The 12421-nt window shown below is 43.3% G+C and carries 10 protein-coding genes; all 10 read left to right on the plus strand.

What is annotated here, in order from left to right; genetic code table 11:
- Nucleotides 1-144: 144 nt before the first annotated feature.
- Nucleotides 145-1296, plus strand: coding sequence for an iron-containing alcohol dehydrogenase (locus Q4443_RS06795; RefSeq protein WP_049519227.1), 1152 nt, complete (start codon nt 145-147; stop codon nt 1294-1296).
- A gap of 104 nt (nt 1297-1400) precedes the next feature.
- Nucleotides 1401-2669, plus strand: coding sequence for a glycosyltransferase (locus Q4443_RS06800; protein WP_049519226.1), 1269 nt, complete (start codon nt 1401-1403; stop codon nt 2667-2669).
- Between the two features lie 3 nt (nt 2670-2672).
- Nucleotides 2673-3653: an NAD(P)-dependent oxidoreductase gene (locus Q4443_RS06805; RefSeq protein WP_049489452.1), complete on the plus strand. Its 981-nt coding sequence runs from the start codon at nt 2673-2675 to the stop codon at nt 3651-3653.
- Nucleotides 3628-4443 (plus strand): MBL fold metallo-hydrolase, encoded by an 816-nt coding sequence (locus Q4443_RS06810; protein WP_000034634.1) that lies wholly within the window; start codon nt 3628-3630, stop codon nt 4441-4443. The genes Q4443_RS06805 and Q4443_RS06810 overlap by 26 nt, the downstream gene beginning before the upstream one ends.
- Nucleotides 4421-5683, plus strand: coding sequence for a F390 synthetase-related protein (locus Q4443_RS06815; protein ID WP_303408218.1), 1263 nt, complete (start codon nt 4421-4423; stop codon nt 5681-5683). The genes Q4443_RS06810 and Q4443_RS06815 overlap by 23 nt, the downstream gene beginning before the upstream one ends.
- A 14-nt stretch (nt 5684-5697) precedes the next feature.
- Nucleotides 5698-6642, plus strand: coding sequence for a 3-oxoacyl-[acyl-carrier-protein] synthase III C-terminal domain-containing protein (locus Q4443_RS06820; RefSeq protein ID WP_049519224.1), 945 nt, complete (start codon nt 5698-5700; stop codon nt 6640-6642).
- A 135-nt stretch (nt 6643-6777) separates the two neighbouring features.
- Complete coding sequence (gene cls / locus Q4443_RS06825) at nt 6778-8310, plus strand: cardiolipin synthase (RefSeq protein ID WP_049519223.1); 1533 nt, start codon at nt 6778-6780, stop codon at nt 8308-8310.
- 75 nt (nt 8311-8385) lie between these two features.
- The gene (locus Q4443_RS06830) at nt 8386-8529 is read left to right on the plus strand and encodes a hypothetical protein (RefSeq protein WP_000933184.1); all 144 of its coding nucleotides are present in this window, start codon (nt 8386-8388) and stop codon (nt 8527-8529) included.
- A gap of 35 nt (nt 8530-8564) precedes the next feature.
- Complete coding sequence (locus tag Q4443_RS06835) at nt 8565-10082, plus strand: hypothetical protein (RefSeq protein WP_049519222.1); 1518 nt, start codon at nt 8565-8567, stop codon at nt 10080-10082.
- A 120-nt stretch (nt 10083-10202) separates the two neighbouring features.
- Nucleotides 10203-12410, plus strand: a complete 2208-nt coding sequence (gene nrdD / locus Q4443_RS06840; protein WP_049484765.1) for an anaerobic ribonucleoside-triphosphate reductase — start codon at nt 10203-10205, stop codon at nt 12408-12410.
- Nucleotides 12411-12421 lie beyond the last annotated feature (11 nt).

Below are 12421 nucleotides of genomic sequence, written 5' to 3' on the forward strand. Positions count from 1 at the left end.
TGGAGCTTTTTTCTTGAAAAAGTGGCTGGCTGTTCTTTACTAACTTTTTACTTAAAACGCTTACAAATATTTGTAAAACTTCTTATAAGGTCGTATACTTATAGTAAATAATCAAATAGCGCAAAGGCGCAGGAGGAAAAGCATATGGCTACATTTTACGTTCCGGCAGTTAACCTTATTGGTAAAGGTGTTGTAAATGAAGTAGGTCCGTATATCAAGGAACTGGGGTATAAGAAGGCCCTTTTGGTGACAGATAAGTTCATCGAAGGTAGTGATATTTTACCCAAAGTCCTAAAACCGTTAGATGCTGAAGGGATCGAATATGTAATCTTTAGCGATGTGGAGCCAAATCCGACTTGCAAGAACGTCACAGACGGAGTGGCTGTCCTGAAAGAGCATGGATGTGACTTCATCATCAGTCTTGGGGGAGGATCTCCTCAGGATGCGGCTAGTTGTATCTCTATCATTGCTACAAATGGTGGCAAACCACAGGACTACGAAGGTCTCCACAAGTCTGCTAAAAAAGGCTTGCCAGTGGTTGCGATCAATACAACAGCTGGAACTTCTGCAGAAATCACCATTAACTATGTTATTACTGACGAAGAGCGCAAGGTCAAGATGGTAATGGTTGATAAGAATAGCCTTGCCCTTATCTCTGTCAATGATCCAGAACTCATGCTTTCAAAGCCGAAAGGATTGACAGCAGCGACAGGTATGGATGCTCTTACTCACGCTGTCGAAGCCTTGGTAACACCAGGTGCTTATAATGTGACCAAGAAACTTTCTATCGGAGCGATTGAACTCATCAAGGAGTATCTTCCTCGTGCTGTGGCAAATGGCCAAGATATTGAAGCGCGTGAGGGTATGGTCAATGCCATCTTCCTCGGTGGTATGAGCTTTAACAATGCTGGTTTGGGTTATGTTCATTCTATGGCTCACCAACTCGGTGCGGTATATAACTTGCCACATGGTGTCTGCTGTGCCATGCTTCTCCCAGTTGTAGAACGTGAAAATGCCAAGCGTGTACCAGAAGCATTCCGCAATGTAGCCAAGGCTTTGGGACTCCATGTGGAGGGGAAAACAGACCAAGAATGCGCTGACTATGCTATCGCTGAGATTGAGAAACTTTCTGAAACTGTTAGTATTCCGAAGAAACTCACTGAACTCGGTATCCAAGAAAAAGACTTTGACTTTGACTACCTTTCTAAGAATGCTTTGATTGATGCATGTGCGCCAGGCAATCCATTTATGCCAACTTTAGAAGAAACCATTGCTCTCTACAAAGAACTCTTCTAAAAATCAAGTAGAGTAGACGGGACTTGTTCCTCAAAATATAAATAATATTGGAAAGAACTATCATTTTGGTAGTTCTTTTTTTAAAAATTTGCTATCCTAGACATATGAGAAAAATCAAAATTGATGTGGTTGTAGTTCCCTTGAGTGGGCATCTCTTCCCAACACTGAATTTACTTGCCCCCTTGTTGAAGGATCCCTTGTATGAGATTCGATTATTTACAGGACCGCAACGAAAAACTGTAGCAGAGGAGATGGGATTCCGGGTGATTCCCATTTTAGAAAATTGTGTAGATGAGTTTGAGCGTGTAGCCAACAATGAAGGTCAATTAAACCTGTTTTCTGCTTATCGACAGTTGTCAGCTAGTCTTGATTTGATCAATGTGGTTTCAGATCAATTAGTGCAAGAGTGGCAGGAAAATAGACCGGATATTGTGATTGCGGACTTTATAACCCTCTCTGGAGGACTTGTTGCGGAACAGTTGAACATTCCCTGGATTACCACGATGGCGACACAGTTTGCCATTGAAACGACAGATGGACCGCCTTGTTTCTTTGGAGGAATGGGCAGTCCAAAAACATCTTTCCAATCTGGTCTGCAATGGCTAGTAAGAAAAGGGACTCGTTTAGGGAAACGAATCGTAAGCTTTTTATTGAGAGAACGATTGAAACGTTACGATTTTAGGCTCTACAATCAGAAAGGTCAGGAAACCATCTATTCACCCTATTCCATCTTGGGAATTGGGATGAAAGAGTTGGAGCTGAAAAGCGGTTTTCCAGAGCACTACCTTTGGGTGGGACCTTTTGGCTCTTCGATTGAGAGGGCAGAAAATTATCCACTCGATTTGTCTCCTTATGCAGGTTATAAGAAGGTCCTTGTCTCCTGTGGCACTCAGCTAGCATGGGCTAAAGACAATCTCCTCTATCAGACACAACAATTGGCAGAAGCACATCCAGATTGCCACTTCTTTGTGACTCTGGGGTTTGGCGGACAAGACTTCCAATGTGAAGAGCTCATGGACAATGTTTCTGTGGTATCCTATCTTCCCTATAAGGAGTACATTCCTCAGATGGATTATGTGATTCATCATGGTGGTGCGGGTATTTTTTACCAGTGTATCATCTATGGTAAGCCTGCCTTGATTCTCCCCCATGACTATGATCAGTATGACTATGCAGTTCGTGGATTAGAGGCAGGGATTGCCTTGACTGCTAAACGAGAGGATACGGAAGCGATTGGACGTGCCTTTGATGAGTTGTTGGCTAGAGATGACTGGCCAGACTTGAACAGACTTAGTCGTGCAGCTCAAATCTATCAGCCAACAGAGATTCTGAAGAGCGAAATACATCGGCTCTTAGGGGACAAGGAGAAGTAAAAAATGAAGAAAGTATTGGTGACAGGTGCTACGGGCTTTCTAGGCAAGTATGTTGTTGAAGAGCTTAGTCAGCAGGGCTATCAGGTACGCGCTTTTGGACGCAATCGCAATGTGGGTCAGTCTTTAGAAAACTCCTCTGTGGCATTTTTTCAGGGAGATTTGACCAAGCAAGAGGACTTGGCTCGGGTTTGTCAGGGGATGGACATGGTTGTGCATGCGGGTGCTCTTTCTACCGTTTGGGGGCCTTGGGAGGATTTCTACCAGACAAATGTCTTAGGGACCAAGTATGTTCTGGATGCTTGCCGAGAGGCTGGTATTCTGCGTTTGGTTTATGTGTCCTCGCCTAGCATCTATGCTGCGCCTCGAGATCAGTTAGCTATCAAAGAAAGTGCTGCGCCTCAGGAAAATAATCTGAACAACTACATTCGTAGTAAGCTGGCTTCGGAGAAGCTGTTTAAGGACTATCCCGATGTTCCGAGTATTATCTTACGACCTCGTGGGCTTTTTGGGATTGGGGATACCAGTATTTTGCCCCGAGTTCTCAAACTCAGTCAGAAGATTGGCATTCCCTTGATAGGGGATGGTCGTCAGCTCATGGATATGACCTGTGTGGAAAATGTCGCTCTGGCAATTCGCTTGGCACTAGAGGCCCCTCAAGCTAGTGGCGAAGTTTATAATATTACCAATGGGGAACCAAGAGCCTTTAAGGATTTGATAGAAGAAACCTTGAGAGGGTTGGGTTATCCAATAACATACAGAAAAGTGCCAGCTCCTCTTCTTTCAGTTATTGCCAGTAGTTTAGAGTTTCTGTATAAGGTATTAAAACTCAAAGGTGAACCGCCACTGACACGCTATACCTATTATCTGCTCCGTTATAGTCAGACGCTGGACATCAGCAAGGCGGAGCGAGACTTGGGTTATCGCCCTCAGATCAGTATTTCGGAAGGGATTGAACAATATGTCCAAGATTATCGAAAGCATTGATTATTTCCCAGCAGGCTATTGTACCAGCTACACAGGTTTGCTATTTAAGGGAGTTAAGAATCAAAAGATGACCTTTCCAGCAGGTGTTTTTCTTATCAAACACAGGGACAAGGGCTATCTCCTCTATGACACAGGCTATCATTACGATATTAAGACCCGGCTTCGCTATGGTTTCTATCGGCTAGGAACGCCCGTTCAAATGACGGAGAAGGACCAGATTTCACGTTTGCTGGAAGCGAAGGGAATCAAACCAGAAGAAATTAACTATGTTCTTCTATCACACCTACATCCAGATCATCTGGGAGGAGCTAGTTTCTTTCCTCGTGCAACCTTTATCTTGACAAAAGAAGTATATGAAGTCTACCAAAAACCCAAGTTGAAAGACCTGATTTTCAAGGAGTTTTTACCAGCTTCTTTTGAGAAAAATCTAACCATTATCAGAGCTGACCAGCAAGTTTCAACTTTTCCCTATCGTCCGATTTGTGATCTTTTCGGAGATGGCAGTATCCTAGTAGCCTCTGTTGACGGGCATGCTAGGGGGCAAGCCTGTCTATATTTTCCAGACCTTAATCTCCTCATTGCAGCGGACCTCTGTTGGGGAATTGACCTCTTACCTTACACCAAGCAGATGCACCTGATTCCTTCCTTGGTCCAGGATAATAGGGCCGACTATATCAGGGGGACAGAGTTTCTGGAGGAAGTCTTAAAGGCCGGTATTGAGGTAGTTGTTAGCCATGATCCTGTAGAAAGGATAGAGTCAATCCTACATGAAAAAAATAACCTTTCTTAAAACCTTTATCCAAACTCGTTGGCTTCATCATTTCAAATCTCGAGAAGCTGTAGAAAACTATCAGAAAAAGCAATTAACTAACTATATGGACTTTTTAAAGCGAGAGTCGCCCTACTTTAAAAATGGAGTTCCTAGCAACTTTGATCATATGGACAAGGCATTTATGATGGAACATTTCAATGAGCTCAACACCCAAGGAGTGGATCGTGATGAAGTCTTGAGCTTGGCTATTGAAAGTGAGAAGACCCGTGACTTCACTGAACTTAAAGGGGAAGTAGCCGTCGGTCTGTCTTCAGGGACGTCTGGACATCGGGGGCTCTTTATCACAACAGAGAAAGAGCGAAGTATGTGGGCTGCAGCTATCTTGGCAAAGATGTTGCCCAAGGGTCAGCTTTTTGGACACCGCATCGCCTTTTTCCTGAGAGCTGATAATGAACTCTATCAGACCATCAATACGGCGCTCATTCGTCTAGAGTATTTTGATATTTTCAAACATACAGATGAGCATATCGAGCGACTCAACAACTATCAACCAACGATTATTGTGGCGCCAGCCTCGATGTTGATTGAATTGAGCAAGCGTCTCAAGGATGGAGAGTTAGCTATTCACCCACAAAAAATCGTTTCGGTGGCGGAAATCTTGGAAGATAGTGATAGGGGACGGATCGCAGAAGCCTTTTCACTATCCATCATTGACCAAGTTTATCAGGCGACAGAAGGTTTCCTAGCCTGCACTTGCTCAGCTGGAAATCTACATCTCAACGAAGACATTATCTTTGTGGAAAAGCAGTATCTAGATGACCGCCGTTTTTATCCAGTGATTACGGACTTTAAGCGAAGTAGTCAGCCTGTTTATCGCTACCAGCTCAATGATATCTTGGTTGAAAATCCGGAGCCTTGTCCCTGTGGCTCCTACTATACACGGATTGACAAGGTCGAAGGACGTTCTGATGATATCTTCTACTTTGAAGGGCAGAATGGGGGGCAGGTAACGATCTATCCAGACTTTATCAGACGTTGCATCCTCTTTGTGGAGAATGTGGGAGATTACCAAGTTAAGCAACATTCTGAGAAATTAGTGGAAGTTTGTCTAAGCCGACGAGATGAGGACGTAGAGACAGCAATTTTAGCACAGTTCCAACTCTTGGCCCAGCAAAAAGAGTTCATAGTTCCTCAAATCCAATTTTCAGATTATCACTGGGATACTAGCCGTAAACTCAAACGTATCCAACGTTTATGAAAGGAAAAAAGACAATGACAGAAGTAAAAAGACATGTAGAAATCGCAGGTTATGGCATTTGCCTTCCAAAGCATACAGTTCAATTTAAAGACCAGACCCGTTATCGTGTAGTTGAAAATGAAGAAACGCAACTCGACTTGGCAGAAGGAGCTATCCACCGTGCACTTGAACATGCAAATTTGGATATTAAAGATATCGATTGCCTTGTATCAGCTAGTGCAGTTGGTGTTCAGCCTATTCCTTGTACGGCTGCCTTGATTCATGAGCGCGTGGCAAAAGGACTCTCAATTCCAGCAATGGACATCAATACGACCTGTACCAGCTTTATTTCTGCTCTATCGACTATGTCCCACTTGATTGAGGCGGGCGAATACAATCGTGTCTTGATTGTGTCTAGTGAGGTTGGTAGTTTAGGGCTCAATCCCAAGCAAAAAGAAAGTTTTGAACTCTTTAGTGATGGGGCAGCAGCCTTTATTTTCCAAAACAGTCATCAGGAAAAAGGGGTCATTGCTAGTCTCCAACGTACTTGGTCGGAAGGAGCTCACGATACGGAGATTCGTGGAGGTCTGACTTCTTTTCAACCAAAAGAGTACTCTGAGGTGACTAAGACCAACTATATGTTTGACATGAAGGGGAAGAAAATCCTCCTCTTGTCTGCTCGTAAAATCCCAGTCATGTTTGAAGAGTTTCAAGAAAAAACACAGCTAGCCTTGGCAGACGTGGACTATATCATTCCTCACCAAGCAAGTCGTGCTCTTCCTTTGGTCATGGAAAAACTAGGTGTGGCTGAGGATCAGTACCTCAATCTCGTCACTGACTATGGAAATATGGTGTCAGTCTCTGTACCGTTTGGCTTGGCTTATTCTTTGGAGCATGGACTTATCAAGGAGGGAGATGTCGTCTACCTTATGGGGACTGCTGCTGGTATGACGGTCAATATGTTGGCTCTGAAATTGTAATAATCATCTAAACACGGAACGACTGGAACTTGAGCAAGTGCAAAAGGTTGCCATCTACCCCTGAACTGAGGTATACTAGTAGAAACATTAGTTCATCAAGGAGTTAAGGAGAATGTTAGAAAAGGAAGGGGATGTATGACAGCTAGAAAAATGCAGCTACTCATGTCCAAATATGGTTTTAGTATTACCATCATGTTGGCAGAGTTGTTTATCGTCTTTGGTTTATTTCTCTATCTAGGGCAGATGGCTCCAATTATCTGGATTATCCTAGTCATTTTAGTGAGCTTAGCGACTATTGTATCGATTGTCAATCGGTCTATGAATCCTGAGAGTAAGGTAACATGGCTGTTAGTAGCCTTTGTGCCAGTTTTTGGCCCTTTGCTCTATATCATGTTTGGAGAACGCCGTTTATCTAAAAAAGAATTGAAGCAGCTAAAGCAGCTCCAATCAATGGTTGACCGAGAGGACAATAGCAGAGCTCTCCGTTTGGAGTTAAAGGAACAAGACAAGTCGGCTTATGGAGTTATCAAATCTCTCCTCAGTATGGATACGAATGCTGATGTCTATGATCGAACGGATACACAATTTTTTGCCTCTGGTGAAAGTATGTGGCACCAGATGCTAGAGGATCTCAGGAAAGCGGAGAAATTTATCTTTCTTGAGTACTATATCATCGAAGAAGGCTTGATGTGGAATAGTATTTTGGAGATTTTGGAAGAAAAGGCTGCTCAAGGAGTAGAAGTTAAGCTCCTCTACGACGATATTGGATGTATGGCAACCTTGCCTGGGGATTATACCATCCAGCTTCGTAGCCGAGGGATTGAAGCTCATAAATTTAACAAGGTGATTCCACGCTTGACTGTTGCTTATAACAACCGTGATCACCGTAAAATCATGATTATCGATGGTCAAATTGCCTATACAGGTGGTATCAATCTGGCTGATGAGTATATCAACCATATCGAACGCTTTGGTTATTGGAAGGATAGCGGTATTCGTCTGGATGGACCGGCAGTTAAAGCTTTTACCAGACTCTTTTTATCTGCCTGGTATATCAACCGTGGAGAGATTAGTGATTTTGACCAATACCATCTCGAAAATCAGCCCAAAGATGGGATGGGGCTCTGTATTCCCTATAGTAGTGGGCCAAAACCCATCTACAGAGCTCAAGTTGGAAAAACGGTTTACCAAAATCTTATCAATCAAGCTACAGATTACGTCTATATCACGACTCCCTATCTGATTGCTGACTACGATCTAACTGAAAGTATCAAAAATGCAGCTCTGAGAGGGGTAGATGTGCGAATTGTGACACCGTGTATCCCAGATAAGAAGGTTATTCAGTTAGTTACTCGAGGAGCCTATCCAGACTTGTTATCTGCGGGGGTTCGTATTTATGAGTACAGTCCGGGATTCCTTCATAGCAAGCAAATGCTTGTCGATGGAGAGGCAGCTACTGTGGGGACCATCAATTTTGACTATCGTAGCTTGCTCCACCACTATGAAAATGCCGTCTTACTTTATAGAACGCAGTCCATCATCGATATTGAAAGGGACTTCGAAGAGATTTTTAAAGTTTCTCAAGAAATTTATCCTCACACTATCAAAACCAGCTGGTATCAAAGCCTAATCAAGGAAATTGTCCAGTTGTTTGCACCTATGCTCTAACTATCCATCAAGATCTAGCCCAAGGCTGGATCTTATTTTTGTCTTCTTACGAATAGATAAGTAAAGGAGAAAACCATGCTTAATCTAGAAGATGATGATTTTATCAGAGAGTATAGAAACAGTCGATTCCACCGTTTTCGTGAAATCGAACGCTTTGCGCTATTGGATAAGAAATTCAGCAAATATCAATCCCAAGCTGACATTCCTGTAAGATTTTGATATACTAAAACAGATAAACTTAGAGGAGAAATTGAATGAACGTATACGGGAAAATAGATGAGAAACAAGAAGAATCTCATTACCAAGACTGGTCAGTGCCAGAAAAACGAGAAGGAGCTCCCATTCCCTTTTTTAGTATTTTGCTTTGGAGTTTAGTGGCCACAGCCATTTCGGTTGCCCTGCCTTTTATTTTTGGTTTAATCAGTCCGCAACAAACCCAGGATCTTTATACCGGTTGGGCCTTGCATCAAAATGGTCAAATGTATACAGATTATTTTGGGACGGAGGGATTGCTCTATTATGTGCTAACCTACCTTTTTCAAGGCAGTGTTTTGATTGCTTTGGTTGAGTGGTTGGCCTTGTTTGGAGCAGGTGTTTTCCTTTTTAAGGCTGCAGATACTCTTGTCGGCCAAGAAAAGGAAGCGAAGCGAGTTGTCTTTATTTTATACTTGCTTGTAGCGGGCCTCGCTTTTGGTGGCGGTTATGCTCTCTTGCTAGCCCTGCCTTTCCTATTTTATTCATTGAATATCGTTACAAATTATCTAGCTTTTCCAAAGGATGACAGAGGATTTGTACGAGTGGGTATGAGCCTTGCTCTCGCTTTCTTCTTTGCGCCAGTCCCAACAGCCTTGTTTGCGGCTGTACTGGCCTTGGGGATTATCGGCTTTAATCTAGGCAAAGGTCACTTTGTTCATGGCCTATATCAGTTCTTTGCGTCAGCCCTAGGATTTTCACTCTTATTCTATCCTTTAGGCTACTATACAGTGTGGACAGGTAGTTTTGGAGATGCCATTAGCCAGACCTTGTATCCGGTAAATACTCTTAGCCTCTTTTCAAATTCGCATTTGCTTGAAAATGCAGCCTTCTATGGCTTGCTTGCTATTGGATTAGGTTCCCTTGGCTTGCTCTTTGCAGGCTTGTTCCAGTCAAAACCAGCCAAGCAATATGCCTTATCGATTGCTGCTAGCTTGGGATTGTTGGTTTCTTTGGGAATCTTGATTCTCTCCAAAGAACCTATCAACGGTACTCGTCTTGTGGTGCTAATTCCTTTCTTGGTCTTGCTCCTTCTGACCGGAATCAAGGAAGATGTTTCGGATGGAGAGAGTCGTCGTAGAAGAAGACGTGAGAAACAAACTTCTTTCCTTAAAGGAAATTTCTATCTACCACTGATTGCCCTTGCCTACCTCATTGTTCTTCCTATCGTGAGTCGCTACCTTTCGCACCCAGCGACTTATCAGGAGAGAGACCGTCTTGCTAGCGTGGTCAAACAACAAACGAGTTCTGAGGATCGTGTCTATGCTTGGGATGATCGTCCTGACTTCTACCGTGCAAGTGAACGCTTGGCGCCGACTTCTCTATCAACTCCAACACTTTATACTGCAAGCGATGAAAATAAAACCAAACTGATGAATGACCTGAAAGAGAATCAACCGAAGATGATTGTGGTCAATCAAAAAGTTGCCTTGTGGTCAGATGTAGAGAGCTGGCTCAGTGAAAACTATGAGCTTGTTCAGACAGATACTAGCGAGTTCAAACTTTATAAATCAAAATAACAAAAAATCAATATCTTGTGGAATTTTAAAAAATTTAGGATTTTTAACACAAGATATTGATTTTTATTTTTAGAGTGGTATAATACTTCATAGAACAACATTTTAGAAAAGAGCATGGATATGATTGTATTAGAAGAAAAGCTTGCAACCGTTCCCACCTTGTTCGTTGAAAAACGAGATGGTAGACGAGTGGTGTTTGATGTAGACAAGATTGACAAGGCTCTCCACAAGGCGGCGGAAAAGGTTATGGACGTTACGCCTCTAGTAGAAAAACGCCTAAATGGTCTAGTTGAAAGAATCGTGACTGAAATTCACAGTCGCTTCCCTCAAGGTGTCAAGATTTACGAAATTCAAAATGTCGTAGAACATGAACTCCTTGAAGCCAAAGAATATGCCTTGGCTGAGGAGTATATCACTTATCGGACACAAAGGGATTTTGAGCGCTCAAAAGCGACAGATATCAACTTTAGTATCCATAAACTTCTCAATAAAGATCAAGCAGTTGTCAATGAAAATGCCAATAAAGACAGCGATGTCTTCAACACCCAACGTGATTTGACAGCAGGGATTGTTGGGAAGTCAATCGGGCTGCAAATGCTTCCTAAGCACGTAGCTAATGCTCACCAAAAAGGGGATATCCACTATCATGACTTGGACTACAGCCCCTACACTCCGATGACCAACTGCTGTTTGATTGATTTTAAAGGCATGCTGGAAAATGGTTTTAAGATTGGGAATGCAGAGGTAGAGAGTCCCAAGTCTATCCAGACTGCGACAGCTCAAATTTCACAAATCATCGCCAACGTTGCTTCTAGCCAGTACGGGGGCTGTTCAGCTGACCGTATCGATGAAGTCTTGGCGCCTTATGCGGAGAAGAATTATCAAAAACACCTCAAGGATGCGGAAGAGTGGGTCTTGCCCGAAAAACGGGAAGATTACGCTTGGAAAAAAACGCAAAAGGACATCTACGATGCCATGCAATCTCTTGAGTATGAAATCAACACCCTCTTCACTTCAAATGGACAAACACCTTTTACTTCGCTCGGTTTTGGTCTAGGAACTAGTCGTTTTGAGCGGGAAATTCAAAAAGCTATCTTAAACATCCGAATCAAGGGGCTTGGTTCAGAACACCGTACAGCTATCTTCCCTAAACTCATCTTTACGCTGAAAAGAGGCCTTAACTTAGAGGAGGGGTCACCTAACTACGATATCAAACAGTTGGCTCTTGAGTGTGCAACCAAGCGGATGTACCCAGATGTCTTATCCTATGATAAGATTATCGAACTGACAGGCTCCTTCAAGGTTCCTATGGGCTGCCGTTCTTTCCTCCAAGGATGGAAGGATGAGAATGGTGTCGAGGTCAATTCAGGTCGTATGAATCTAGGTGTTGTGACAGTCAATCTGCCTCGTATCGCCCTCGAGTCTGAAGGGGATCTGAATAAGTTCTGGGAAATCTTCAATGAGCGTATGAACATCGCAGAAGATGCTCTGGTTTACCGTGTTGAACGGACCAAGGAAGCAACACCAGCGAATGCCCCTATCCTTTATCAGTACGGAGCCTTCGGTCGCCGTCTCGGAAAAGAAGAAAGTGTAGATCAACTCTTTAAGAATCGCCGCGCGACAGTTTCGCTGGGCTACATCGGTTTGTACGAAGTTGCGACGGTCTTCTTTGGAAACAGCTGGGAAAGCAATCCTGAAGCCAAGGAATTCACATTGGATATCATTCGCGATATGAAACGTCGTGTGGAAGAGTGGTCTGACCAATATGGTTACCATTTCTCTATCTACTCCACACCGTCTGAAAGTCTGACAGACCGCTTCTGTCGCTTGGATACAGAGAAGTTCGGCTCTATTCCGGACATCACGGACAAGGAATACTACACCAACTCTTTCCACTACGATGTTCGTAAAAATCCAACACCGTTTGAAAAATTAGACTTTGAGAAAGTTTATCCAGAAGCAGGTGCGTCAGGTGGCTTTATCCATTATTGTGAGTATCCAGTTCTTCAACAAAATCCTAAGGCCCTGGAAGCTGTTTGGGACTATGCCTATGACCGAGTTGGCTATCTAGGGACCAATACTCCGATTGATCGTTGCTACAAGTGTGACTTTGAAGGGGATTTTGAACCAACTGAGAGAGGCTTTGCTTGTCCCAACTGTGGCAATAGCGACCCTAAAACAGTAGATGTAGTCAAACGTACGTGTGGTTATCTGGGAAATCCTCAAGCGCGTCCGATGGTTAACGGACGCCACAAGGAAATCGCTGCGCGTGTCAAACACATGAATGGCTCAACCATTAAAACGGCAGGACATGAAGTAACAAATTAGAAGGAAACGCA

This window comes from Streptococcus sp. GP0011, from assembly GCF_030546305.1.
In the GTDB taxonomy this organism is placed as follows: Bacteria; Bacillota; Bacilli; order Lactobacillales; family Streptococcaceae; genus Streptococcus.